Source organism: Shimia haliotis (genome assembly GCF_900114415.1).
GTDB lineage: Bacteria > Pseudomonadota > Alphaproteobacteria > Rhodobacterales > Rhodobacteraceae > Shimia > Shimia haliotis.
Map to the genome: position 1 here is coordinate 1 of NZ_FOSZ01000002.1, position 24,709 is coordinate 24,709.

Consider the following 24,709-nt stretch of genomic DNA (forward strand, 5'->3'; position numbering starts at 1 on the left):
CTCCTTGCGCAGGGATGGCCTCACCACTTTTTTCCAAGCGCTTCCTTCAGCAAATCGTTCTGCATGCTTTTCTCAGCATACATCTTCTTGAGCCGCTTATTCTCTTCGTCCAGTTCCTTCATGCGCGCCATCAAGCTGGCGTCCATCCCGCCATACTTGGATCGCCATTTGTAAAAGCTTGCGCTGCTCATGCCGTGTTCTCGGCACAGATCAGAGACCGGCACACCGTTCTCTGCCTGCTTCAGGATCGCCATGATCTGTGCATCGCTGTACTTCGACTTTTTCATCAGAATCTCCTCTTTCATCATTCGAGAAAATTCTACTTTCAGACACACCTAAATTTCGGGGGGATTACCTCCGCTGCTATGCCGCGTGAGAAGCGGTCATTGATGACACGTGCGGTAAAATCTTGGGGTTAGAGGGCAGCAATGCGGGACAAAGGGTGAATTCGCCGCAATCGCGCCTAACTCGCCTTAGGCACCGCACATGCGAAACCTTAAGAGCGCCCACCTCATAGCCCGCAAAAAGTGGGGTGCGCTTTGCCAAGAACTATTTTGCTGAAAATCTCGGACTCGGGCCATTGGTTTCGCGCCGTTTATTCGCCCCAATTGGGAGCCTCGTCCCAGCGTTTTTCTACGTTTAATCTGGGTCAGGTGTCCGCATCCTATCCAAAATATTTGATTTTATTACAAACTGTTGGAAGATCGCCCCGAGGATGTGGAGCCCTACAAAAATCAACATGATCACCCTTAAGACCCCATGCGCATCGCCCGCTGGAACAAAGTCTGCAAACACCGCAACCATGCCGGAAATCGGCATCAAGATAAGCATCAAATAGAGTGTCCAATGGGTTAAATGCGCCAATCCTTTGAGAGCTGGATGTTCTTCTTTGGGAAGCTGTGGTGCGCCTCGCTTCAGGCGAATAGTTAAACGCCAAATCACCAGCACCAAGACCAACAATCCACTGGCAACATGTTGAACAACAAGGGGATGCAGAACAGGCTCCTCCCCCTTCTTAATCAATTCCCAGCCAGCAGACATCGGGCCGTTCAAAGTGAACTGCAAAAGGACCAAAAGAAAAATTACCCAGTGCAATCTGATCTGGGCTTTGCTGTAACCTTGTGGCATGTGCAACATTTCCTTTGTATCGTTGAATGAATAATCCGAACTAAGTTGTATCCGAATTCGAATATTATGCACCCTTTAGATATTCTGGGGCCCTTTAAACCACCAAAGTTCGACATTGTTTTCACCAATGCGTAACCTTGGCTGACTGCGCCTACAGGCCAACGGCCAAACCTGCCATTCATGCATGACGCAGCACTGGTTGAAACGGGCTCAGACCTGCCTTTGACCACTGGAAACGTGATTTTCCCGTTTGAAAGTCAGCTTTCGGGAAGTCGAGGTTGTCTGCTTGCGCCTGCCGAATTGTCGATTGTGCTCGTCTGAAATTGGTCACTTTGGGCTGGGAGCTGCCATTAGACATCAAATCAAAGAATGGCAGGTATAGGCCGATTGCCTCATTCTTTTAACAACGATTTCTAATACGGACCAATCACCTTCCCAGTCCTTTCCTGGAACCGCAGCAACCGCTGGACATACCCCTCACAGGGACTCTGCTCCTTCCCGTAGACCGCCCAGCGCAAGTCGTGGACGTGCTTCTGCAGTGCCGCTTCATCCACATCCTCGAACTCTTCGCGCCCTGGAACGTTGTAGGACATCCTCAAGGGCCTCCCGGTCACTTCCTCTGATGCGTCCAGCATGACCTGCCTAAGTTCCCCAACATGCCGACAATCGACAAGGTAGCTGTCATGGACAGACAGAAGGCCCCCAGGAATGCCCCACTTTGGCTCTCTGGCAGGGTAAGCCGAAGAAAGGGAACATCAGGCTGGAATTCCTACCACCCCAGCCACTTTTCTTTAGTCATCGAATACGCGACCTGTCTGAGAAATGGTCTCGGATTCTTCTCGGTGCGCGCCTGCGTATATCGTCCTCAACAAACGGTTGGAAAATCGCGTGTCGCTGCGATGAGATCACCCAATCTTAACCATGCCGGAAATACCTTCGGTCCAAGATTCGACGCCTGCGTCGAGAACTGGAACTGGGGGCCAGAATGGCGGACAACATCGCGAGTGAATTGCGGAAGGGACGTGCCTTTGAGAAAATTGGCAACTGGGCAAGCGCAGAGCTTTGCTATCGAGCCATACTGTCAAAATTTCCCAAAAACGTGCGGGCGCGCAAAGCGCTGGCAGATGTCAAACACAAGAGCGGCGTGGCTCCAACCGAAACCCTACAGAAACTTAGCGATCTTTATCGGGCTCAAAAATTCGCCGACGTGGCTGCTTTGGCAGAAACTCAAAGCCGGGAATTTCCCCGTTCCGAAAAGCTCTGGAATTTACTGGGCGCTGCCGCGGAGCGGCTTGGCGACCTAAACCGCGCCAAACATGCCTTTTGCAAGGCGGCGGAGATCAACCCCAAGCGCGCATCGGGCCACGCCAACATTGGAGCCATTCTCGAAAGGCAGGGGCTCTTTGACGAAGCGCTTCCGCATTTTTCTCAAGCACTCCATCTGGCGCCGGCGACTCCGAAGTATCTACTGTTTCGCGGCAACGCGCTCTTCGCTCTGGAAAACTTTGCCGACGCTATCACCGACTTGGAAGCCTGCGTCGAATTGGACCCCAACAACCACAAGGCCCAACAACTTTTGGGCGATGCGCGGCGCAAATCCGGGCGACCTGCCAGCGCCGCCTCGGGGTTGCTGGACGCGGTCAAATTGCTCGAAGCCGACAGTCTTCAGGATCCTGGCAACGCTGGCATTCACACTCAATTGGCTGAAACCTATGAAAGTCTTGCCAACGCATATTGCGCGGAAGACAATAAAGATGCGGCGATTGCGGCCTATGAAAAAGCGCTTCACTTGAACCCCAAGAGCGAAGCTGCTCTTGCAAACAAATTGCATACCCAAATCCACCAATGTGACTGGCGGGCCTATCGCGAGTTTGACGAAGTCCACAAGGACATCGGCATTGACGGCGGCGGTCTGCAGCCGTGGGCGTTTCTAGGTTTTGAAGATAACCCAGCCAAGCAAAGGTTGCGTTCCGAGGTCTTCGCCCGTCAGTGGTCTTTGGCGCGACCGGCGTTCCCGCCTCGCAACGAGCCCACGAAATTGCGGATCGGTTACTTTTCATCAGATCTTTATGATCACGCCACCCTGGTGCTGCTTACGGGCATGCTGGAGCACCACGACCGCGAGTCCTTTGAAGTCTTCTTCTATGGCCTCACCAGACCACGAGAAAGTGCACTGTTTTCTCGCCTTTTGAGTGCGGTCGAGCATTTCCGAGATTTGAGCGATCTTGATGGTGAAGCAGCCGTCGCATCTGCCCGTCAAGATGCACTGGACATCGCCATTGACCTCAAAGGCTACACCGACGATGCCCGCACCGATCTCTTCTTTGCCGGCCTCGCTCCCGTTCAGATCAACTACCTCGGTTATCCCGGCACGCTCGGATCAACCGCCTTTGACTACATCGTTGCCGACGCGACGGTTGTCCCGGACTGCGCCCGCGCCCACTACACCGAATCTGTGATCGCACTGCCCCACTCCTACCAGCCCAATGATCGGGTACAGGGCGTGGCCCGAACGCCGACTCACGAAGAAGCCGGCCTGCCGGAAGACGTCGTTGTGTTGTGCTGTTTCAACAGCAACTACAAGATAACTCCAGCCGAATTTGATATCTGGATGCGCTTAATGCGCAAACACAACAACACCGTGCTGTGGCTTTTGGACGGGGGCGAAACACCCAAGCAAAACCTGCGGAAAGAAGCCGAACTTCGTGGTGTGAAGCCCGAACGCCTCGTATTTGCCACCAAGATCAGGCGCGACCGCCATCTTGCGCGCCATCGTCTTGCGGATCTGTTTTTGGACACCTTCAATGTCAACGCACACACCACAGCCAGCGACGCGCTTTATACCGGGCTTCCTGTCATCACGAGAGCGGGATCGCAATTTGCGGCCCGCGTCGGAGCCAGCCTCTGCTGCGCAGTCGGCATGGACAACCTCGTTGCCAGTGACAGCGCCGAATACGAAGCGATGATTGACCAACATCTGCAAAACCCCGACATCCTTGCGGCGACCCGCGACAGGCTTGCCCGCAATTTGCAAAACGCCCCGCTTTTTCAAACCGAGGCCTACACCCGCCATCTCGAAGCAGGGTTTCAGGCAGCTTGGGACAACTGGCTGGCCGGAAAGGCACCAACTTCAATCCAAATCAAAGCGGACTGACTTTCCTTCTTTCATTCCCTCCCCAGACCGAGCACTACACCATGATCATCTGTCACCCGCTCAAGCTAATCTTTATCAAGACAAAGAAGACCGCAGGCACCTCGCTGGAAATTGCGTTGTCGAAATTCTGCGGCCCGGACTGTGTCATAACGCCAATTGCTACTGAGGACGAACTGATCAGACAGGAACGTGCAGGTCGCTCGGCACAGAACCACCTCAACCAGAAATGGCCTGACGGAACGACTTCTGATCGTGTGTTTTTCAACCACATGACCGCACCTGCATTACGCCGGCTGGTGCCGACAAGTATCTGGTCAGAATACAAAAAGATTACAATCGTGCGAGATCCGTATGACGCGGCCATTTCACGGTACTGGTGGGAGGGAGGCGACGCGTCCGGATTGGATTTTGGCCGGTTTGCCGATCTCTACCGCGTAATGCTTGGCGAAAACGACATCATCGCGCCACTTGATGGCACCTGTGACTTGGATGTTTATTTGCGATACGAGCACCTTGAAGACGAGATCAAGGCCCTCAAAATTGACGGTCTTTGGCAGGAGTTTTCGGGCTTGCGGGCAAAGTCGACGCAACGCCCCTCCAAAGGCACCACTGTCGCCGATACATATGCGGCATTCCCCTCTGCTGCCGAAATGGTTCGTGATGAGTGTGCAGAAACCATCGCTCGCTTCGCTTATCCGTCTCCAGCGAAGGCTCCGACAGGGCCCGCAACCTCCCAGGTCAGAAACAAACCTTTGATTTTCGCCCTGTCAGCCGGGCGCACAGGCACAGCATGGCTGGCAGAACTGCTTGATCAGAATCTGAATATCCCTGCCATTCACGAACCTCTGCATCCTTCTGATTTCGGCACAAAAATGCCCGACATTCGCATCATGCGTGAATTCAACAGCTATGGATTGACTCGGCATGTACGTGGCTTTTGGAAGAACAAGCTCGCAGAGCTGCCCGATGGATATGCGGAGACCAATCACACGCTGGGAAAATGCGGGTTGATTGAGTCCCTCGCAGAAAGTGATCTGGCCGATCGCGCCACTGTTGTGATCCTCAGGCGCAATCTCGTGGATCAATGCGCCAGCTATATTCTACGCGACGATTTCGGTCATGCCACGCAGGAATGGCAATGGTATCTGTCGCCGCGATACCGAAACGCTTTGGTTGACTCCACTGCTTTTCTGTCGCGGGGAGCCCCTGGTCATGCCATGTGGTATTGCTTCGAAATGGAGGCCCGATACGCCTACTACAAACGCGCATTTCAAGACCGAATCCGATTTGTAGACGCGATGCTGGAGCCAGCATCGACACCTAAGGGAGCACAGACTCTGCTGGCTGATCTCGGCTATGGCGGCTTGGTCACATTGCCCGAGAAAACCAACGCCACGACATCTCAAGCCGAAGCTTTGGCACGCGTGAAGGAGCAAATCGCGCCCATCATAAATTCTGTACAATTTGATGCGGACGCGATTGCCGACACATATATTCGAGGCGGTAAAAAACTATCACTCATTTGACGCGTTCTTTTTCACGCAGCCCACCAACAGAGCCGCAATTTAGAGTCCCTATTGCAGCTGTTGTTTTTGCGGCACGTGTCCGAGGGCTTGTCGCCTTCTGGTTGCTCTCTCTGTTTTCCGATGCTGGTGTACGCTAATACATCAGCAAAGCGCCCTGTGGAGCGCGCAGGAGGCGGCACCAAAGATGCAGGATTATATTTCCCCAAACTCTCAGACAATTTCCAGTCTGCGCGCGTCAGTGCAAGAACGGCTGGCTGTGTCACTGGAACATCTCCTGTTCGACGTTTTCGCAGCCTTCAACACAGGCCAGATAAGCACGCAGGCGCTCAAGGGCACGCTTGACAAGGAATGCGGTTTCCCAAGCGCTTCGGTGTTCGCCCTTCACGGCGTTCTGCTCAAGGCTGCGTTGTCCCAGAACGTGTCGAAAGTTCCACAGGCGGCCAGCGCGTTGGCGGGTGTACTTGAGCGCAGTGCAGATCGGTCAACTGCCCTCCAAATTACCCCATTCGGCCTTCCTGACCTTCACAACGACGATTGCTGGGTTCTGCAAGATGCCTTTGCGGATGACATCGGCCTGACATCGGACCTACGCACACCGGACAAATCACTGGTTATGGGCGCGCAGTCCCTGATTTTTCAAGCCGTGGACTTGCTGAAAGCGGCCGCCCCTGAATGGTATCATGAATTCATTCTTCTCGCCGATCAGCTACTTCTTGCGGAATCGTCCTCAGACACTCACTGGTTTGTCGGAGCTGCCGTGTTTGACGCGTTTGGTGCAGTGTTGCTTAACCCTGCGGCCCTTACTGATTTACCTTCCACCGTGATGGCGCTGATCCACGAAAGCTCACATCAGCAAATGTTTTTGTATCACCTTGATGATCCGATTGTTTTGAACCCCGCAGAGGAAGGCTACCCTTCCCCCTTGCGCAAGGAACCGCGTCCGATGGAGGGGATCTTTCATGCGATGTGGGTCAGTGCCCGCATGGCATTGGCGGCGAACGCTCTGCTTACCCACAACGCCGCTGCAGAGTGGCACCAAGACCTGACACAACAAAAACTCCAAGCCATCGGTGCCTTTCGCGATTGTGAGGCCACCGTTGCGGCCCATGGCGATCTTTGCGAGTTTGGCAAGACACTGTTTGAAAACGCGCGCTCGGCCGTCAATGCAATTTGAAAACCGCAATATCGGCACGATAGTTCGGGAGTGGGCCGAACGCGCACCTGACGCCAGAAGTATCGAATATCAAACCGAAGTTTTCACCCGTCAGGATGTTCAAAATTCCGCTGCGCATCTTGCCCAACATTTTTCGCAGTTGGGTGTGCAACGCTCCGGCTCTGTCGCCCTTCTCGTTGGAAATCCAGTGCGCGGAATTGAGTCAATGCTTGCGCTTTGGTCACTGGGCGCCGCGGTTCTGTTTCTTGACGCCCGCCAATCAGATGAAGAAATTGACCGCGCCTTTCAAACCAATGGCATTTCCATAGGATTTAGCGACCTCCCCAGATTTCAAAAAACAGCACAATTTGAGGCGCTGCCACCTAGGCAAGACGACATCGTCAAACGGGAAATGTTGATATTCGCCGACGAAGCTGGAGAATTAGATGCGTTGATACTCAGCTCCTCAGGGACCACAAGTTTGCCAAGATATCGACGGGTTTCTCATCAGGCCTTTGTGCAGCAACTCAACGTTGCCGCAAATCTGATCGGCAATCCTGTCCCTTATCCGTCTTTGGTCTATGGCAGCCCTGCCTTTGGCGCGGTCATCGGCAATTGGGTGCGCCTGCTGATGCACGGGACTTTTGCCTTGAGCCTGCCTATGTTCCTTAAGACAGCGGAGCTGGATCGCGCGTTGCGCAGATCAGACGTTCTCGCCGCAGGTCTACCACCGGTTCTGATACGTGCATTGATTGAGTTCCACAAAAGCGAATCACCGCTTGCCTCAACTCCCGCATATGCCAATCTGAAACGTCTCATCTCGGTTGGCGGACCGATTTCTGCAAATGACCTGCAGGAGGCTTACGCACTTCTGAGCCGAGGCGTTCGCAATATCTATTCCATGACCGGCGTTGGCGCAGTGTCCCTACTTGAAGGCAACGACATCCCACAACGGCCCAATTCCGTCGGCAAACCTCTAAAAGGGGTCAAGGTACGCATTGTGGGAGCCAGTGGTGAAACGCTGCCCATTGGAGAAACTGGGCGGATCATGGCGCGCGCTACTTGGAAAAGCGGTGCGGACGAGATTGAAAGCGGAGACATTGGCCGCAAAGACGAGCAGGGTTTTCTCTATGTGGTTGGTAGATCGGAGCAAATAGCGACCCGCAACTCGGTCAATGTGAATCTGATCGACCTTGAAACAGACGTCAAAAAAATTGACGGTGTGCGCGATTGCATCGCTTTCTCCAAAGCCAGCGAAAACACGGCAGACGACGAGATCTTTCTTGCGGTCGAAACAAGTAGGCCCTTTACCGAAATGCGGAATCTTGTCCAACGATCTGCAGCAGTTTTCCGTCATCCAGACTATTTTCTTGTAAGCCCCCTATTGCCCAGAAACGCCGCGAACAAACTGTCGCTGCGCGCCCTGAAAGACGAAGTCACACAGAAGGAAACCCGTTTTGTCGCATTCTGAAACCGCTTTGTCATTGGTTCTGGACACGTTTGCCAGCGTGTTTCCCAACACGAAAATTCTTCCTGACAGTGACTTCTTCGACCTAGGTGGCGATTCCCTCGACTTGGTCACTTTGTGTGACCGTCTAGAGCGCCTTTCAGGCTGCGAACTGCATCCCTCTAGCCTGTTATATCATCCGACTGTGTCTGAACTGGCCGCCGAGTTGACAACACGTATGTCAGAGTAGGCTGCCGCGAAGGACGCAAATTCCCGCAAAATGTCTTTAAGCACACCCGGCTCGTAAAACTGACCGTGGCCCGCGTCCAAAAGACATCTTTGGTGGTTTGAAAAGACCTGCGCCGCGCGTTTCTCAGCCCTTGCCGCGTCTTTGGAAAACGGATCTTGAAGCGGATCGCCACTGCCATAAACCAGTAGCGCTGGCAGACCTGTTGCCACGTCCGGCAGCGAACAGTTTATGATACATAGCGCATTCACCAGTATCCCGGTTTCCCAAGAATTCTGTGCAAACCGCAAGGCGATCCCTGTTCCCTGACAGCTGGTCCCTAAATTCAGTGTTTCCCCTCCAAACCGTCGGTCCACTTCCGTCAAGAAATGATCCGCAAGGCAGTTGCGGGTTTCTGCGGGGTCTTGGCCTGGCGGCACCATAAGGTGCGCTGACCGTGTGAAAACCAATGGCTGGTCGCTCCCTAAAACACTCGCGAGGGCTTCGGGTTCATTGGCTGTGTTGAAAATCCACAGGATTGGCGGCTTGCTGCCACCTTCGTTCAGGACACGTACAACGCCTGCGCTCTCCAGATGATGGCCGCACCAGCTTCCCATCATCTTTTGTTGCCGAGCCAAAATCTCCTGACTGGACATGTTCCGGTTCGCCTCCTAACGTAATGGGGAATTTCTATCTCTCAATTTGGCCCACGACGAGGAAACAATGAGTATGCAGGAAAATAAATTGCTTAAGCTGCAAGGCAGCGCATCGGCACGCGCGCCCAAAGTCGGCATTCCGGAACCGTTGGATCGCACGCGCAAGCCCGATCAAGGCAAACTGTTGTCACTGAAAGGCAGCGCGCAAGCAAGCACCGCAAAAGTTGGCTCTCTCGAACCGACCGCGCCGACCAAATAATCAGCACAAACGCTACAAATTTGATTTCGCCGGGCGATAGCCCGGCGTTTTGCATTCTATGCATAACGCACTATTGAACGGGCTTGTTGCGGAACCAAAAACTGACAATCTGTTTTTGACCTGACTGGACCGGACGCCCTTCGTGCATACTCAAGGGATGAACCGCCACGTCCCCCGCCTTTGTGTTTTGCCAAAGCGCAAGACGCCCCGCCTTTGGTCGCAGCGTAAGATCCAATCTGGGAAATACCGTTTCACCGCCTGCAAATTCGTCATTTAGATAAAGAATGGCAGTCAGAACGCGCTGACTGTGTTCGGCTGCATCTGCCGGTGCTTTGTACATCGCACCTCCCAGCGCCGCATCAAAGTGGCGCTTGAAAAGCCCCCCCACACCATAGGAAATCAGTTCGGGGCTTTCACAATGGCTCACCGGCAACCCGAAGATTTTTGCAATCCGAGTTGCCACGGCGTCTAGAACCGGCAGAGAACCGTGCGGAATTTTCGCGCTGTCAGCGACACGCCTGGGATCAACCCCCTGCCCCATTACGCCTGTGACCTGCGCCGCAGCCTGACGGATGCTAGACAAACCCATCATCAAACCATGCAACTCCGCTTCTCCGACAAATTCGTCCAGCGTCGCAACAAGCGGACCAATACTGTAAAGCCGCGCCCCACGAAGGTCGCTCAAAGCCGTTTCTTGTGAATCATGCGTCAATCGTGTGCTCCCCTTGGCGGTGACTACACCACGATACTCAGCTTTCTTCCGCATTTATACGCTGCAAAGAAGCCTTTTGGCCTGGCCCCTTCCGCAATGAGAGAGCTTGGTAAAAACGAGACAGTGTACGCCCACTCATTCCGTTGCGAATTGTGAAGAGACTTCCTTCAGACTTTGTCTGAATCGAAGAGCCTTCGATTATTGCAATCGCCAAAAAACGCTACCGGTTGCGATCATGTTTTGCTGCTTCTGAAAATCCCGAAACTTGAAAGTGGCGCCCGAGCAGGAACATTGCAACTTCTTGAAACGGTTAAAAGATATCTGCCTTGCTCGGCAACCTTGGTGTTTCCGACACTAACAAAGAGGAACAAAAAGAGGGTGAAACCAGAACCTGTTAACGCTTCCTTATTCCCTGTGCAGCACCATAGCCCCAAGTATTTTGTTCAAAGGTTTATTGGTTATGGCACAAACACCCCCGGGCCCCGACGTTAACACTGTTATTGGCACAACTGGCGATGACACGATCTTGTCCGGCGACGGCAGTGTGGACTCTGTAAATGGTAGTGCTGGCAACGACACGATCGACACCGGCACTGGCAACGATCTGGCCGCAGGAGACATGGTCGGAGCGGAATGGATTTTCGTCGATGGAAAATGGGTCTACAACCCCGAGGCTATCGACACCACAAGTGCACCGGTTTCACGTGAATACGACGACATTATCTCGACGGGGGACGGCGACGATGTTCTCTTGGGCAATGGTGGCAATGACCGCCTAGACGCAGGGGCTGGCGAAGATATCGTCAATGCCGGCACCGGACGCGACTGGGCGGACGGCGGCACCGGTGATGACATCGTCAATCTGGAAGCGGGCGATGACACAGGTCAAGGGGGGCTCGGGGCCGATACGATCAATGCAGGTCGTGGAGACGATTTAGTCTACGGCGATCTGGAAAACGGGAATTTGCTTCAAGGCGGGCTGCCCAATTGTGGCGGCACCTTTGCCCAACACGCCGGCGCCGGCGATTGGAGCGTTGCCGACGTCGAGGGTGTCACCGAGATTTCGCAAGTGATTGAAACGGTCGAGGGCGAAAACTACAGCCTGAGTTTCGATATCGCCGCAAACCTGTCCGGCGGTTCCACGACCTGCGTGATGGAGGTACTGTGGGACGATGAAGTGGTTTGCGTGATGGATAGCAAATCCGGAGTCTACGAAACTGTGAAATTGGACCTTGTCGGCAAAGGGGGCGATTCCAAACTGACATTCCGGGAATTGTCGCCAAACGATGAAACTGGCCCCCAAATTGACATGTCAGGCCCAATCTTCAGCTATGATAAATCTGTTTCCATCGGCGGACAGGAAGTGGATGTTGCAGCCTTTGCACCGGGGCAGTCCAAGCTCTTTCAGATGATCGACGGTCAACTGAATGTCTTTGACCCTCAGAAGGAACAATATGAGGTGGCAGGCGATCCTACAGGTCTGCGCATCAACGCAATAGGGTTCAACACCGAAGACGATTTGATCTACGGCATAGCAAAGGCAAATGGCGTCGATGCCATGGGAAATCCGGTTTCGGTGCGCGATTTGGTTATGGTGGATGCCAACGGCGAAGCCTACCGCGTAGGCGCGACGCCTGTGGGCGACTACGTTGGGGATTTCGACAATGAGGGAAATTTATGGACGTTTCAGTCAAGCCTGAACCGCGTTACACGAATTGACGTGAACGACATAGGGTCTGACGGCAACCCGGCGGCGACAAATTTTGACCTACCCGACGGTTTGTTCCAAGGTCGAAGTTACGACATTGCCTACAACGCCGCGGAAGACGCATTCTATGCGGTGGAAAGCCCCGGAAGAAACGGCGGCAACGGCATGGTTCATAAGATCGATTTGAACGGACTGGAAGACGGCGGGACGCCGATCATCACATCCGTGCCGATCACCGCCACGATGTATGACGACGGTTTAACCGCCGGAATGCCCAAAGGGGCCTATGGCGCCGTGTTCCTGGATGGCGACGGTAATCTCTATTTCGGCCTGAACCGCGGCGATCATGATTTGGACGGAACCACCGATGCCGCGGGCGGCATATACAAGATAAACATAGATTGGCCCGCTGGCGCCGCCATGAGCGAATACATGGCTGAAGCTCAATCCACCAACAGCAACGATGGAGCCGTGGACCCTCGCGCGCCTGACCCATTCTCCGAAGTTGACCCAACCGGAAGTATTTTGTTGCGCTCGCCCGAGATTGAACCCACATCCGGCGGCAACGACAAACTACGTGGCGGTCAAGGAGACGACACTATGTTTGGTGGTGGAGGCGACGACACCCTGCACGGAGGATCCGACGACGACGTACTAAGCGGAGACGCGGACAACGATCGCGTCTATGGCGGAGACGGTTCAGATATCGTTGACGGCGGAAGCGGCCACGACCGATTGTTCGGTGGTGACGGAAACGACAAAATGGATGGCGCCTCCGGGCGAGATTTGCTTAAGGGCGGCAGCGGTAATGACTTCATGAGTGGCGGCGAAGGATCCGACAAGCTTGTGGGCGGCTCAGGATCCGACACACTCGAAGGCGGCGCTGGAAATGATCACCTTTGGGGCGGAAACTGGTGGAAGGACGGAAGTTCTGACACATTCGTAACGGCTGCAGGCGGCGGCAAGGATATGATCCACGACTTTGAGACCGACAAAGACGTCATTGATTTATCGTCCTATGGCATCGAATTCTCAGACCTGCAGACCCACATTCAGGATCAGGGATGGGCGACGGTGATCGACCTAAGCGCCCTTACCGGCGGCGAAGTGAACGACCGCCTTGTCCTCAAATCAGTTTCGCCTGATGACCTGGACGAGACCAACTTTCTGCTCTGAGGGAGTCTTCTGTGTCTCAGTCTTCCATTGGTCAGCTCAAGCGGCTCGCGGTGCCTCTTGTCGCGTTGAGCCTGATCACCAACCTGGCCATTCTAGTCAATCCGATCTTCATGATGCAGGTGCTCGACCGCGTCGTGCCGACGGGAAATCTCCACACACTGGCGATGCTACTTGCGGTCGCGTTGGGCGCGCTCGCGCTGCAGGCAACAGTGGAATATTTGCGGGATGTCAGCTTCAGACGTGCCTCGCACTGGCTTGAAAGCGCAAGCATTCCCATGGTGTTAAACAGTGCCGCTGATCTAAGAGACGGCGTAATGTCGGACCGTAACTGCGTTACGCAGGCCCTGTCGGGATCGACAGCCACAACCGCGTTGATGCTGCCATGGATACCATTGTTCCTGTTGGTCCTATGGCTCATACACCCTTGGTTTCTTGGACTCTCGCTTGGGTTGGCAGCAATTTCTGCGACCGTTCGTTTTACCAGAGACAGCCTTACCAACACCGCACAAACAGAACACATCCGTCTGCTAAAATTGGAAAAGCGTGCCTTGCGCGACGCCGAGACCGTGGTGTTGGGGTCCGGAATGCCCGGTGTCTTTCGAAATCTCCTAGACCGTTTTGCGGGCCTGGTCATGCAGCGCCTTGCTTCCGCCGAGCAAATGACCCGTCCAACGGTGGCAACAAACTCGATTGCCGGCTTTTTACGCGGTGGCACACAGCTTCTCGGGCTAAGTTTGGGGGCTGCGCTGGTTGTTTCCGGTGAATTGACCGCGGGAGGGATGATTGCTGCCAGTTTGATCCTGGCGCGGAGCGTCGCAAACTTCGAGCAAGTTCTGAACGGTTGGCCGGACATCTTGGCCGCCCGGCATGCGGCCAAAAGGTTGTCAGATTACTCTTTGGTGGCTCCGCCCACCTCCACCGATATAGCGGAATTGTCAGGGAGCATCGCGGCTCAGGGTCTTATTTTCCCACGCGGAGGCGGGGCGCCACCGCGCCTCGATCGCATCAGCTTTGAGGTGCCGGCCGGAAAATGCCTCGCAGTTGTCGGCTCATCTGGCGGTGGCAAAACGACTCTGCTTGAAGCTCTGAGCGGCATAGCCCCATGCCCAATTGGATCAGTGTTGTTGGATGAAACCGACATCAAGACACTGCCGGTGGACAGCCTCTCAAAACATGTGGGGTACCTGCCACAACACGCGCATTTATTCCACGGTTCTTTGTCTAACAATATCAGCGGGTTCTCATCGCACCCAGATAGCGGGCGCATCGTCGCAGCAGCCAAAACCGCCGGTGTCCATGGCCTCATCAGCGCTCTGCCAGAAAGTTACGACACCGACATTGGTGCACAGCCGTTTTTGTTGTCCGCCGGGCAAAAACAGCGCGTTGCGTTGGCGCGGGCAATTTACTCTGAGCCACGCTATCTGTTTCTGGATGAACCAAATGCGCTTTTGGACGCCGCGGGAGAACGGCAACTTTGCGCGGCTCTTGCCCGCCTCAAACAAATGAACACAACAATCGTCATGGTCATCCACCGGTCCGGGCTGATGGGGTTGGCTGACTATGTGTTAGCGCTCGAAAACGGGCGGGTAGCAGATTTCGGAAACCGGCCGGACGTGTTGGGTCGAATGAGTGGCGGGCGCAGGCGCATTGAGCTGCCAATACTAGACGCATCATTGCAGGATTTGGTGGATTGGATCGGAGCACAATTCACACGTGCCGGAGATGCCGAACTGGCTGGCCGCGCAGAGGTTCTTGCCAGCGAAATGTTCAATCTGGCGCTGGCCGACGTAGAGACGAACTCGATCCGGGCTGCAAGTTTCCAATTTCAATTCTTGGATGCAAAAAGCTGCGAAATTTGCATGACCGAGGACCGAGAAAGCAAAGCCAGCGCCAAAATTCGTAAAGTGGCCTCTTTGCTGCAACACCCTGACCCTGACCTCTCCTTGTTGGGTGATGACGAAGCAGCGATTGCCTCTATTTCCCGCATGAGCGATGCATTTGATGTACAGTCTGGCGACGGCCGGTCAGTTTTCCGCGCGGCGCTCTCCGCTCCAACGGCGCGCACCAACGGGGGGACATCACATTGACCCCAAAACCCGACCAATCAGGCACCGAAAATTTCGACGCCCCCCCCCCTGAGGCCCTCTCTCCCGTCACCGACCCGATCGTGCCAGACGCAGTAATGCGCCCGCTCAGAACAGGGTTCACCGTTGTCGTTTTGACGTGCATCGTCTTTGTAATCTGGGCGATGACGGCACCATTGACTACATCAATCCACGCCAACGGCCACCTCTATGCTCCTGAACCTAGCTTTGACATTCAACACCCCTTTGGCGGTGACATTGCCGAAGTACATGTGCGCGAACACGAAAATGTGGTCGCTGGCCAAATTCTGATGCAAATGGACGTCACCAGCGAGCAAGCTCAAAAAGACGAACTTGAGGAAAGCCTACGTCTTTTGCAAGAAGAGCGGGATGCGCTGGAATGGGCGCTTGATCACGATCGCGCCCAACTCTTGAAGCCCGATTGGCAAGGCTCAACATCCCCTTCAATCGGCCCCGTTCAGGCCAATCACATGACCGCTGCACCTAAAATCCCAGAAAATCAACAAGTCTGGCGTATCCGCAATATGCTTGAAACCCTCAACGTCAGGCGAGCAGCAACCGCCATGACCGCAGATGCGATGCGGGCGCGAGCCGAAGGGCTAGAGAACAGCCTGGCCGCTCGCCTAGACCGCAAAGCATCTATGGAGGCACGGTTTGATCGCTACAGTAGGCTGGTAAAGTCCGGTGCACTGCGGGCCACGGATAATGACACTCTGCTAGAATCGATGCTTGATCTGGATGCCAGCATCCTCGGTGAACGCGCGGAGGCCGCTGCCCTCAGGTCTCAAGCGGAGCAAGTCAGTCTTCAAGTCAAAGCCGACGCGCTTGACTTGCGGCAAAGGCTGTTGGATCGACAAAGTCAGGTAGCCGAGGCCATACCCAGACTGCGAGCACAGATCCTGCGTTTGGACGCGGTCATCCGCAACGCGGAGCTTCGTGCGCCAAGTGACGGAACAATCGCGCGCCTTTTCTATGATACAAATGAAATGTTTGTACCGCGCGGTGAAACAGTTTTGACTCTCACCAGTCCGACCAGGCAACATGAGGTGGCCTTTGTCGTGCCGCCCCACGCGATTGACCAAACCCGTGTCGGGCTACAGGGGACACTAACTGTGTCGAGTCTTCCTCAGCGCAACCACCCCAAGGTCGACGTAAAAATTCGCTCTCTGTCGCCTGAGGCCCGCCGCAATCGTGAAGGGGTGATCGTTGGATATGATGGCATCGCCGAAATTGACCCAAATGATCTTGTTGACCTTGACAAGCAACTCGGCAGCGACTTTGCACTGTTCATCGACATGCCAGTCACTTTGATTTTTGCTGGAAGAGAAACCACATTTTCGGACTATTTGGTCGGCCCGTTTCTAGATTTTCTGGCAAAGGCAATGCAGGATTGACTGCACAAAAGGCGCCGGAAATTGTGGAAGAGATCAAGTTTTCTTTGACAACGCACCACAATGAAGCTGACATTGGAGCAACATATCTCGAACCGAATATCAAATGCCCCTTCGCGCTCACCTTCTCCCCATTCTGCCATGCTGTCACCCATCGCACAGGCCCACAGCACTCAGAGGCCATGGCAAGCCGATGCACTATCAGCCACCTCCGAAGAAATGAGTTGAGACAACAAATCCCAACTTTTCATATCGGAGAATTTCATGACTCAGCGACCCAACATCGTCGTTATTATGGCCGATCAGCTTACGCCACACTTCACCGGCGCCTATGGCCATCGTACAGCAAAAACCCCTAACCTTGACGCGCTCGCGGCCCGCGGCATGAGGTTTGATGCGGCATATTGCAACTCGCCACTTTGTGCGCCCTCGCGGTTTTCACTCATGTCCGGCCAGCTGATCAGCCGCATTGCCGCCTATGACAACGCATCCGAATTTCGCGCCTCGGTCCCGACTTTCGCGCACTACCTCAAAGCGTTGGGATATCGCACCTGTCTTTCGGGCAAAATGCATTTTGTCGGACCTGACCAAAAGCACGGATTTGAGGACCGTGTGACCACCGACATTTACCCGGCTGATTTTGCCTGGACGCCTGATTGGGAAGCTCACGATGAACGGATCGACAAATGGTACCACAATATGCAAACCGTCAAAGAAAGCGGCGTGGCCCAGGCGACCTATCAAATCGACTATGATGACGAGGTTGGCTTTGCTGCCAAGCGCTGGTTGTTTGACGAAGGACGGCGGCGCGCGTCCGGAGATGACGCGCCTTTTGCCATGGTCGCGAGCTTTATCCATCCACATGATCCTTATGTCGCCCGACCGGAATGGTGGAACCTCTATTCAGATGACGATGTGGACATGCCTGCATATGTCCCTCCGATTGAGGAACAAGACGCCTTCTCCAAACGCCTTCTGGATGGCATCGAGGCGAGCTACATTCCCCTGAGCGACGAGGAATTGATCCGCGCCCGGCGCGCATACCTTGCCAACGTCAGCTATTTTGACAGCAAAATTGGCGAGATTGTTCAAACACTCGAAGACATGGGTGAACTTGACAACACCATTGTGATTGTGACCGCCGACCACGGTGACATGCTGGGCGAGCGCGGCCTGTGGTACAAAATGAACTTCTTTGAGTACTCCGCACGGGTGCCGCTGGTGATGGCAGGCCCCGGCGTGACGACCGGAACAGCCGGAAACGCCTGCTCTCTTGTCGATATGCTTCCCACGCTCATCGACATAGCCGGCGGGTCGCTCGACATGGTCGGAGAACCGGTTGACGGGCGCAGCCTGATGCCCTTGGCGCGCGGAAACACCGATCCTGTGGATGAGGCAATTGGCGAATATTGCGCCGAGATGACACCCTATCCGGTGGTGATGATCCGGCGCGGGTCCTTCAAATATGTGCATTGTGACATCGACCCACCTCAAATGTATGACGTCGTGAATGACCCTCTGGAAACCACCAATCTGGCCGCACATCCTGACCATGTACAGGTTGCGGCTGATTTTGCGGCAGAAGTTGCACGGCGATGGGATGGCGAAGCTTTGCGGGCCAAAGTCATAGCGACCCAAAAATCGCGTCGGGCATTGCACGCGGCGATGGAGGCCGGCGCTGGTGAGGATTGGGATTACAACCCGCCCTCAGACGCATCTCAGCAATACGTGCGCAACCATATGGATTGGGCGGAGGCGAATAATTTCTACAGGTTTCCCCCGCTCAAAGAAGAATCAACGTGAGCGCAGCGGGATGGTAAAAACCTGCGACTTGACCTGAAGTTTGGCCGGAGCCTTAGGCATCCGGCCAGCCTTTTTCACCGCCACCAAAGCCAGCTTATCCAGCCGCGCGTTGCCCGATGATTTCACCAGTTTTGCTCCAAGCACTTGCCCGTTCGCGGCCACCGAAATTCGAACATGCGCAACCCCTTTGCCTGCTCCCTCAGGAGCTCTATGAGCAACTCGTGCGCGCACCTGAGCCCCCCATTTCTTCAACAAGCTGACGCGTTTGCTATCCGAAACGCTCGCAATCTGATCCGAGCCGTTGTTGCCTTTAGCAGTCTCTCCTCCGCTCCCCTGCGCTGTCCGCCCAGCGCTGGCGCTGCTTGCAGCAGACCGCGTTTTTGCAACAGGCACGTCCTTGGGCTTTGGCTTGACAGCAGGTGGAGATGGCTTGGCTTGGGGGGCCATAGGCTTAACTGGAGGCATCGGAGTGGGTATCGGCGGGGGCACGGGCGAATCATCGGGCGCTACGGAAGCCACCCGCGGCGGGGCGGCCTCATTCTCGGGCTGCTTTGGACTGTCCTGCAAAGCTGGTGCAGCCGCGCCAGACACCGTTGCCGGAGGTGGAGAAGCCACTGGCAGAGGTGGCGCGTCAGCGCTGGTATGTTGCATGCTCACGGCCGGCAGCATCGCGGGCGCGACCGGCGTTTCCGGCTGCGGCGCCATCTGCGAGGGCGAAACTTCGGGGGCTGTCATCGCCGGCAACGGAGGAGGAGAATCGAGCGGTGGCGTCTCCCATGCCTCGACCATTGCCGCGACGGACGCAGTTGATGCCATCGCAGACAAAAGATCCTGACCTGCGGAACCGGCACTTTGCAGGCCCTCCTCAAGGTCCGGCGTCGCCAACGCAAGATGGCCTACAGCCACCAGCCCAACAAAGGCGGTTAGCTCAAGTGTTGTTCTTGTGCTCATCTGGAGGTGCTCACCAGTTTGAGGGCCCGCACGCCGTTTGCTGCAAGTTTTGGTAGCAAAGCCGCTATGGTTTCTGCTGCGACCCCCTGATCGGCCCGCAGCATCAGACTTTCATTTTCCGGAAAGCCCGCCAGTGCAGCCAAAACAGCATCTTCGCCACGTGCGTCTTCAAACGCCATCTCTCCGGAAGCGGAGACAAACAAAACACGACGACCCTCCGCCGGAGTATCAATTTCGGCTTCCGGCGGGGTGACGTCAAAGGGTTCTGGCGGCGCGATCTGCGCGGTCATCAGAAAGAAAACAAGCAGCAGGAAAACCACATTTATCATCGGAATGATGCTTTCGCCCTGAGGGCGACGGGGGGGTGATGTGATGCGCATGATCTACTCTACCAACACCAACGTTTCATAGCCTGCGTCTGTCAGGCGCTCCATAACGCTAACCACTCGTTGCAATTGCGCGCCATCGCGCGCCCTCAGTATGATTGCATCATCGTGGCTAAGCATCATCGTGCCCAAATCGGCCAAAAGCGCGTCCATCGGGGTCGCGGCTCCGTTAAGGCGCACGGTATCCGGTGCGATATCCACCAGACGTGGCGGCCCTTGATAGGGCTTTTCCGAGGCGGCAGTCAGCGGCAGGTCGATTTCAACGTCCATACCAAAGCGCGCCGCGAGCATGAAAAACACCAGCAGCAAAAAAACCACGTCAATCATCGGAGTGAGACTGGGTTTACGCCGTGCTCGATTGGGCCCGAGATGCATTTTATTGCGCTGCCGCCAAGGATGGCGCCGCCTGATCGCGCGTCATGATGCGCGTTGCGGCATCCTCCATGTCTCCTTGGGCGCGATCCACGACGCTTTCAAACCACGTCAGCGCAACTGATGCCGGAATGGCCACAGCCATGCCCGCAGCAGTGGTCAGCAGAGCCTCCCAGATGCCTCCTGCCAAGGCGGCAGGATCGGCGCGGGACCCCGCGGCCTGCAGTGTCTGAAATGCGGCAATCATCCCGAGCACCGTACCCAAAAGACCCAACAAGGGGGCGATGGTTGCAATAAGTTCGAGTGCCCTCAAACCGCTGCGGGCCTCACTCAGCTGGCGCCGTGCGACCCGCTCAACTTCCTCGCGCTGCTCTGCCTCGTCCAACGTGCCTTCAACGCGCTCCGTCATCGCGGCGCGGGCCACAACGGCGCGCAATGAACTGCGCCCCTCAAGTGCTGCGCGGGCTCCTTGACGGTCGCCTTGTGTCCAAAGGGTCACTGCATATTCCGTGTTTTTTCCGGCCCATGCACCGGCGAGCACAAACCGCCAAACCTTCCAGAGGATGATTGCTCCCGTCAAAACGGACAGCGCCGTAATCGCCCAGATTGCGGGGCCTCCTTGTTCAAGAAAGGCAAAGGCCTTGGTGATGCGGTCATTAAAAAGCATAGAGGACTCCAAGAGGTCAGCCGGCTCGGCGCGCAAGGTGCGGCAACAGGAAGGTGCCACTGTCCGGAGCGGCATTTACACGAAGGGTGCAGTGATATGCGGCACTGAGGTTTTCATTGGTGAAGACCGCGTTGGGCGCTGCTTGGGCGACCACCCGACCCTCACTGATCAACGCCACTTGATCGGCAAACATCGCGGTCAGATTCAGGTCGTGCATCACGGCGACAACTCCACCGCCCGCGTCGGCATAGTCCCGTGCGATCTGCATGACTTGAAGCTGATGGCCGATGTCGAGCGCCGACACAGGCTCATCAAGGAAAAGCCAACGAGGCTTGCCGTGCCCGACGGGATCCCAGACCTGCGCCAAAACACGCGCCAACTGCACGCGCTGCTGTTCGCCTCCGGAAAGCTCCTGATAGAACCGCGCGCCATAGGTCACGAGTCCAACACGATCCAGCGCGTGTTGCACCAGTTCGTGTCGCGCGGCCGAAATGCCCGAAGCCAACCCCAGCCGCACCACCTCCGAAACGGTAAACGGAAAGGCCAAAGGCGTTGCCTGCGGCAGGACACCCCGCATCGCCGCAAGTTCCCATGGTTTTGCTGTGTCGATATCCACGCCGTTCAATGTGACCACGCCGGTGTGATCAATTTCACCAGTGACGGCCTTGAGCAATGTGGACTTGCCAGACCCATTAGGGCCAACAATAGCAGTCACGGCGCCCCCTTTGGCGTGAAAAGCAACGTCATGCAAAATTTTGCGCTGTCCGTAACTGGCAGAAATGTGTTTCGCACTCAGCATGGCTTACAAGTCCAGAAGGCCGCGTTGCCGCAGCAAAATCCATAGGAAGAACGGTCCGCCGATGACCGCTGTGATGATCCCGATTGGCAACTCTGCCGGCGCGATCACGATGCGGCTGATGACATCGGCAAAAATCAAAAGAGACGCGCCCAACAATGCCGAATTGCGCAAGAGATATCGGTGGTCCGGACCCACGGCGAGGCGCAGCAGATGCGGCACCACGATGCCGACAAACCCGATGCCGCCACTCACCGCCACCGCGGCCCCGACCGCCAAAGCAACGGCCAGTATCGCGGTGTTTTTGACCCTCTGCACATCTACGCCCATATGGCTCGCGGCCGCCTCGCCAAGAGCCAGTCCATTCAGACCTTTTGCGATCAATGGCATTGCACAGAACGACAAGACAATAAGCGGACCCGCGACGGAGAGCTTGCTCCAGGTCGCGCCGGCCACAGATCCCATGCCCCAGAATGTCAAACTGCGAAGTTGCGCATCATCCGCGATGTACACCAGCAGCCCGGAAACTGCCCCAGTTAATGCGCCCAGCGCAATACCGGCCAGCAACATCGTCGCAATCGACGTACGCCCTTTGCGGGTCGAAACGCGATATAGAATGATCGTGCTGATCCAGCTGCCGGCAAAAGCTGCAAATGGCACAAGATGCGGGCCAACCAAAGCCGCAAGGGACGCGGGAAGGAAGCCGCCCAAGACAATTGCCGCAATGGCTCCAAAGCCAGCACCTGCACTGACCCCGATCAAACCCGGATCCGCCAGAGGATTGCGAAACAGGCCCTGCATTGCCGCACCGGAAAACGCAAGCGCAGCCCCAACCAGTGCCGCCATAATCGTACGCGGAAGCCGTATGTCCCAAAGCACCACGCGATCACGCACGGAGAGCGTATTACCCTGCAAACTTTCCCACAGAGCGTTCCACAGTGAAGCGCCCGACGCCCCGACCGCAAGCGACGTGATACAGGCCACCGCCAATAGCCCTATCAACCAAAGCGTCAACGCATTCGCGCGGGCGCTCCTGTCAACAGCTTGAGACGCCGCATGCATTTCCATTGTCATCGTCATGATGGTCAGCCCGACACGTCGGCCAGCGATTTGGCCAAAGTGGCAATGGCTTCACCAGTCCGGACCGAAAAGCCGAGCAACAGCATGCCATCCATCCGCACGACCGCACCCGCTTGCGCCGCCGGCGTTTGGCCCAACGCCGGATGGGCCAGAATGTCCGCGTCGGTCAAGCTGTGGTCGCCGGTTCGTGACATCATCAAAATCACATCCGCCTCACTGGTCACAATCGCCTCTTCGGTCATGGGCTTAAACCCGTCAAACGCAGTGGCGACATTTTCGCCGCCCGCCAACGAGATGATGGCGTCAGCAGATGTATTGGCCCCACCAACCATCACGCGACCGCCTGCGGCCGACAGTACAAAAATCACCTTAGGTTGGTGATCTCCGGTCACAGAGAACAATGCCGCTGCGATCTCCGCGTCCACTTTGGCCGCAAGCGCCGCTCCTTTGTCCGGCACATCCAGAACTTCAGCCACCGTTTCGATCCGCGCGCCGATGGCCTCTCGGGTAAAGCCGCCAGGAACTTCGGTGATCCCGATCGAGGCCTCCCGCAATAAATCCATTGCCTCGGGCGGGCCTGAGCCTTCTTCGGCGAGAATAAAGTCAGGGTTCACCGACAGGACACCTTCGGGCGACAACCGCCGGATGTAGCCAACGTCCGGCAACGCCAGAGCTTCGGCAGGGTAATTCGACGTGGTGTCGCGAGCCACAAGGCGATTTTCCTCACCGAGAGCATAGACAATCTCTGTCACGGCACCGCCTACCGAGACAATCCGGCTCGGCGCTTCCTCTGCCTTGACTGCTGTTCCCAACAACAGGGCCAGCGCGCCGATCATTGCGGATTGAACGCCAATAAGTTTGCTAATCGGGGTCATGCGGCACCTGCCTGAAAATCCGCCTCAAGCTGGTCAACAAGCACATTCCATTGCCCTGCTGCGTCCTCATCCCGAAGGACACCGAAGAACTGCACAATCAATGCGCCATCTGCGCCAAAGGCCTCTATCGAAATAGCAGCCCCTCGGCGGGTGTTTTTTGTCACGGCATAGACTTCGGCAATATGATCTTTGCGAAGGTGAAGATCATGCCCCGCATCCAGAACGTTGATCCAAGGCCCCATCTCGACGATGCGTTTGACCGGGCCTGCGTGAATTTCAATACAGCCACGATTGCCGACAAAAATCATGATAGGCGTTTCCGTGTCTGAGGCGCGGTGCAACAACGCCTCAACCGCCTCCGGACTAATTTTGCGCGCATAGGGGGCGCCGGCAATGCGATACGCACCAAGTCGGTTCATCTTTAACTTGCGGGTCAGTTGCATGAACTGATGCGTGTCCGTGAGCTTGCCCCACTCCAGTCGCAGCTTGTCGGCGTTCTCTGGATCGCCCTTGACATCTTCAACAGGCGCACGCACAGACACAACAAGCTGGTCGCACTGATCTTCCACCGCCAAATCGGCCACAATGGTTTTCCACCGCGCAAGATTTGATGTCTCACGCAGGTGAACCTTGTGAACCGCGTCACCCGCCGCGTCAAAAATCTGAACGGAACGGCGCACACCTTTGGGCGTCACTTTTTCCACTGCAAAGGCATGCACCCAAAGGCGCGGGAACATGCGAAGATCGATGTCCTCGTTCACCACCAAAGACGCGTGGTCTCCACCACGGTAATTTTCGTATTTCCCAACCTTTTCAATCACACAGCTCTCGTTTCGGGTCAGCGCCATTACCTCGCCGAGTTGACCGAAAGCTGCAAAAAGAGTGTCCAGATCATTGGTCACACGCGTCACCCCGTGCCCGATGTGAGCAGCCACAAGCTGCCCTTCTGAGATGTTGAGTTTGTCTGCGAGATCGCGCTCGCGCAGTGCGTCGTGCTCGACACGGGCTGCGCGAATTTCATGCGAAGAGATGGCAGTAGCCGTGGCCATTGTGCGCTCCTGAGTATCCTGTTTTCGGAAGAGGCAGTCTGGCATGCGATAAAAATGTCGCATTGGCTGGCGCCTGTGATTGGGTGTGA

Annotated in this window: 21 protein-coding genes and 1 pseudogene; 10 read left to right on the forward strand and 12 right to left on the reverse strand. The window is 55.7% G+C overall.

Features of this window, described 5'->3' with window-relative positions:
* Both BM069_RS05290 and BM069_RS05295 read right to left on the reverse strand, forming a co-directional pair.
* Window positions 1–287 (reverse strand): annotated as a pseudogene (locus BM069_RS05290) (transposase); the annotation flags it as partial.
* A gap of 352 nt (window positions 288–639) precedes the next feature.
* Window positions 640–1,128: a cytochrome b gene (locus BM069_RS05295; protein ID WP_170846682.1), complete on the reverse strand. Its 489-nt coding sequence runs from the start codon at window positions 1,126–1,128 to the stop codon at window positions 640–642.
* A gap of 985 nt (window positions 1,129–2,113) precedes the next feature.
* Between BM069_RS05295 and BM069_RS05305 the strand changes: the two genes are divergently transcribed.
* From BM069_RS05305 to BM069_RS20190, 5 genes are all read left to right on the forward strand, one after another.
* Window positions 2,114–4,282: an O-linked N-acetylglucosamine transferase family protein gene (locus BM069_RS05305; RefSeq protein WP_093321406.1), complete on the forward strand. Its 2,169-nt coding sequence runs from the start codon at window positions 2,114–2,116 to the stop codon at window positions 4,280–4,282.
* Between the two features lie 41 nt (window positions 4,283–4,323).
* Window positions 4,324–5,808 carry a hypothetical protein gene (locus BM069_RS05310; RefSeq protein WP_093321409.1) on the forward strand — a complete coding sequence of 495 codons (1,485 nt, stop codon included), beginning with the start codon at window positions 4,324–4,326 and terminating at the stop codon, window positions 5,806–5,808.
* 184 nt (window positions 5,809–5,992) lie between these two features.
* Window positions 5,993–6,982: an aKG-HExxH-type peptide beta-hydroxylase gene (locus tag BM069_RS05315; RefSeq protein ID WP_093321411.1), complete on the forward strand. Its 990-nt coding sequence runs from the start codon at window positions 5,993–5,995 to the stop codon at window positions 6,980–6,982.
* A complete protein-coding gene (locus tag BM069_RS05320; protein WP_170846683.1) occupies window positions 6,972–8,432 on the forward strand; it encodes a class I adenylate-forming enzyme family protein in 1,461 nt (486 codons plus the stop codon). Before BM069_RS05315 ends, BM069_RS05320 begins: the two co-directional genes overlap by 11 nt.
* Window positions 8,433–8,469: 37 nt before the next feature.
* Window positions 8,470–8,658: an acyl carrier protein gene (locus tag BM069_RS20190; protein WP_425288670.1), complete on the forward strand. Its 189-nt coding sequence runs from the start codon at window positions 8,470–8,472 to the stop codon at window positions 8,656–8,658.
* Here the strand turns inward: BM069_RS20190 and BM069_RS19625 are convergent.
* The gene (locus BM069_RS19625) at window positions 8,604–9,290 is read right to left on the reverse strand and encodes a hypothetical protein (protein WP_139216143.1); all 687 of its coding nucleotides are present in this window, start codon (window positions 9,288–9,290) and stop codon (window positions 8,604–8,606) included. The genes BM069_RS20190 and BM069_RS19625 overlap by 55 nt on opposite strands.
* A gap of 73 nt (window positions 9,291–9,363) precedes the next feature.
* Here BM069_RS19625 and BM069_RS05330 point away from each other — a divergent pair, with 73 nt between their 5' ends.
* Window positions 9,364–9,549 (forward strand): hypothetical protein, encoded by a 186-nt coding sequence (locus BM069_RS05330; protein ID WP_093321418.1) that lies wholly within the window; start codon window positions 9,364–9,366, stop codon window positions 9,547–9,549.
* A 70-nt stretch (window positions 9,550–9,619) separates the two neighbouring features.
* On the opposite strand, the gene BM069_RS05335 is transcribed toward BM069_RS05330, so the two are convergent.
* Window positions 9,620–10,315 (reverse strand): prolyl hydroxylase family protein, encoded by a 696-nt coding sequence (locus BM069_RS05335; protein WP_093321421.1) that lies wholly within the window; start codon window positions 10,313–10,315, stop codon window positions 9,620–9,622.
* 406 nt (window positions 10,316–10,721) lie between these two features.
* Here BM069_RS05335 and BM069_RS05340 point away from each other — a divergent pair, with 406 nt between their 5' ends.
* The 4 genes from BM069_RS05340 (at window position 10,722) to betC (ending at window position 18,444) form a co-directional block, all read left to right on the forward strand.
* A complete protein-coding gene (locus BM069_RS05340) occupies window positions 10,722–13,145 on the forward strand; it encodes a calcium-binding protein (protein ID WP_139216144.1) in 2,424 nt (807 codons plus the stop codon).
* Between the two features lie 11 nt (window positions 13,146–13,156).
* The gene (locus BM069_RS05345) at window positions 13,157–15,232 is read left to right on the forward strand and encodes an ATP-binding cassette domain-containing protein (protein ID WP_093321424.1); all 2,076 of its coding nucleotides are present in this window, start codon (window positions 13,157–13,159) and stop codon (window positions 15,230–15,232) included.
* The gene (locus tag BM069_RS05350; protein WP_139216145.1) at window positions 15,229–16,644 is read left to right on the forward strand and encodes a putative HlyD family type I secretion protein; all 1,416 of its coding nucleotides are present in this window, start codon (window positions 15,229–15,231) and stop codon (window positions 16,642–16,644) included. Before BM069_RS05345 ends, BM069_RS05350 begins: the two co-directional genes overlap by 4 nt.
* Window positions 16,645–16,905: 261 nt before the next feature.
* Window positions 16,906–18,444, forward strand: a complete 1,539-nt coding sequence (betC, locus tag BM069_RS05355; RefSeq protein WP_093321430.1) for a choline-sulfatase — start codon at window positions 16,906–16,908, stop codon at window positions 18,442–18,444.
* Here the strand turns inward: betC and BM069_RS05360 are convergent.
* From BM069_RS05360 to BM069_RS05395, 8 genes are read right to left on the reverse strand one after another with little or no spacing between them, the layout of a single operon-like run.
* Window positions 18,436–19,395 (reverse strand): TonB family protein, encoded by a 960-nt coding sequence (locus tag BM069_RS05360; protein ID WP_093321433.1) that lies wholly within the window; start codon window positions 19,393–19,395, stop codon window positions 18,436–18,438. The two genes, betC and BM069_RS05360, sit on opposite strands and share 9 nt — an antisense overlap.
* Window positions 19,392–19,775, reverse strand: coding sequence for a biopolymer transporter ExbD (locus BM069_RS05365; RefSeq protein ID WP_093321436.1), 384 nt, complete (start codon window positions 19,773–19,775; stop codon window positions 19,392–19,394). The genes BM069_RS05360 and BM069_RS05365 overlap by 4 nt, the downstream gene beginning before the upstream one ends.
* Before the next feature lie 3 nt (window positions 19,776–19,778).
* A complete protein-coding gene (locus BM069_RS05370; RefSeq protein ID WP_093321438.1) occupies window positions 19,779–20,156 on the reverse strand; it encodes an ExbD/TolR family protein in 378 nt (125 codons plus the stop codon).
* Between the two features lies 1 nt (window position 20,157).
* Window positions 20,158–20,820 carry a MotA/TolQ/ExbB proton channel family protein gene (locus BM069_RS05375; protein WP_244503544.1) on the reverse strand — a complete coding sequence of 221 codons (663 nt, stop codon included), beginning with the start codon at window positions 20,818–20,820 and terminating at the stop codon, window positions 20,158–20,160.
* Window positions 20,821–20,836: 16 nt separating this feature from the next.
* Entirely contained in the window at window positions 20,837–21,619 is a 783-nt protein-coding gene (locus BM069_RS05380) for a heme ABC transporter ATP-binding protein (RefSeq protein WP_093321444.1), read from the reverse strand.
* Window positions 21,620–21,622: 3 nt separating this feature from the next.
* Window positions 21,623–22,696, reverse strand: coding sequence for a FecCD family ABC transporter permease (locus BM069_RS05385; RefSeq protein ID WP_093321447.1), 1,074 nt, complete (start codon window positions 22,694–22,696; stop codon window positions 21,623–21,625).
* Window positions 22,697–22,701: 5 nt separating this feature from the next.
* The gene (locus tag BM069_RS05390) at window positions 22,702–23,571 is read right to left on the reverse strand and encodes a heme/hemin ABC transporter substrate-binding protein (RefSeq protein ID WP_170846684.1); all 870 of its coding nucleotides are present in this window, start codon (window positions 23,569–23,571) and stop codon (window positions 22,702–22,704) included.
* Window positions 23,568–24,620 (reverse strand): hemin-degrading factor, encoded by a 1,053-nt coding sequence (locus tag BM069_RS05395; RefSeq protein ID WP_093321450.1) that lies wholly within the window; start codon window positions 24,618–24,620, stop codon window positions 23,568–23,570. The genes BM069_RS05390 and BM069_RS05395 overlap by 4 nt, the downstream gene beginning before the upstream one ends.
* Window positions 24,621–24,709: the final 89 nt, after the last annotated feature.

Bases quoted from the DNA above. Each gene is read 5' to 3' on its own strand.
- BM069_RS05335 (WP_093321421.1), bottom strand. From the start codon at position 10,315: ATGCGGAAGAAAGCTGAGTATCGTGGTGTAGTCACCGCCAAGGGGAGC.
- BM069_RS19625 (WP_139216143.1), bottom strand. From the start codon at position 9,290: ATGTCCAGTCAGGAGATTTTGGCTCGGCAACAAAAGATGATGGGAAGC.
- BM069_RS05295 (WP_170846682.1), bottom strand. From the start codon at position 1,128: ATGCCACAAGGTTACAGCAAAGCCCAGATCAGATTGCACTGGGTAATT.
- BM069_RS05380 (WP_093321444.1), bottom strand. From the start codon at position 21,619: ATGCTGAGTGCGAAACACATTTCTGCCAGTTACGGACAGCGCAAAATT.
- BM069_RS05365 (WP_093321436.1), bottom strand. From the start codon at position 19,775: ATGCGCATCACATCACCCCCCCGTCGCCCTCAGGGCGAAAGCATCATT.
- BM069_RS05310 (WP_093321409.1), top strand. From the start codon at position 4,324: ATGATCATCTGTCACCCGCTCAAGCTAATCTTTATCAAGACAAAGAAG.
- BM069_RS05385 (WP_093321447.1), bottom strand. From the start codon at position 22,696: ATGACGATGACAATGGAAATGCATGCGGCGTCTCAAGCTGTTGACAGG.
- BM069_RS05390 (WP_170846684.1), bottom strand. From the start codon at position 23,571: ATGACCCCGATTAGCAAACTTATTGGCGTTCAATCCGCAATGATCGGC.
- BM069_RS05305 (WP_093321406.1), top strand. From the start codon at position 2,114: ATGGCGGACAACATCGCGAGTGAATTGCGGAAGGGACGTGCCTTTGAG.
- BM069_RS05395 (WP_093321450.1), bottom strand. From the start codon at position 24,620: ATGGCCACGGCTACTGCCATCTCTTCGCATGAAATTCGCGCAGCCCGT.
- BM069_RS05330 (WP_093321418.1), top strand. From the start codon at position 9,364: ATGCAGGAAAATAAATTGCTTAAGCTGCAAGGCAGCGCATCGGCACGC.
- BM069_RS05340 (WP_139216144.1), top strand. From the start codon at position 10,722: ATGGCACAAACACCCCCGGGCCCCGACGTTAACACTGTTATTGGCACA.
- betC (WP_093321430.1), top strand. From the start codon at position 16,906: ATGACTCAGCGACCCAACATCGTCGTTATTATGGCCGATCAGCTTACG.
- BM069_RS05315 (WP_093321411.1), top strand. From the start codon at position 5,993: ATGCAGGATTATATTTCCCCAAACTCTCAGACAATTTCCAGTCTGCGC.
- BM069_RS05375 (WP_244503544.1), bottom strand. From the start codon at position 20,820: ATGCTTTTTAATGACCGCATCACCAAGGCCTTTGCCTTTCTTGAACAA.
- BM069_RS05360 (WP_093321433.1), bottom strand. From the start codon at position 19,395: ATGAGCACAAGAACAACACTTGAGCTAACCGCCTTTGTTGGGCTGGTG.
- BM069_RS05370 (WP_093321438.1), bottom strand. From the start codon at position 20,156: ATGCATCTCGGGCCCAATCGAGCACGGCGTAAACCCAGTCTCACTCCG.
- BM069_RS05320 (WP_170846683.1), top strand. From the start codon at position 6,972: ATGCAATTTGAAAACCGCAATATCGGCACGATAGTTCGGGAGTGGGCC.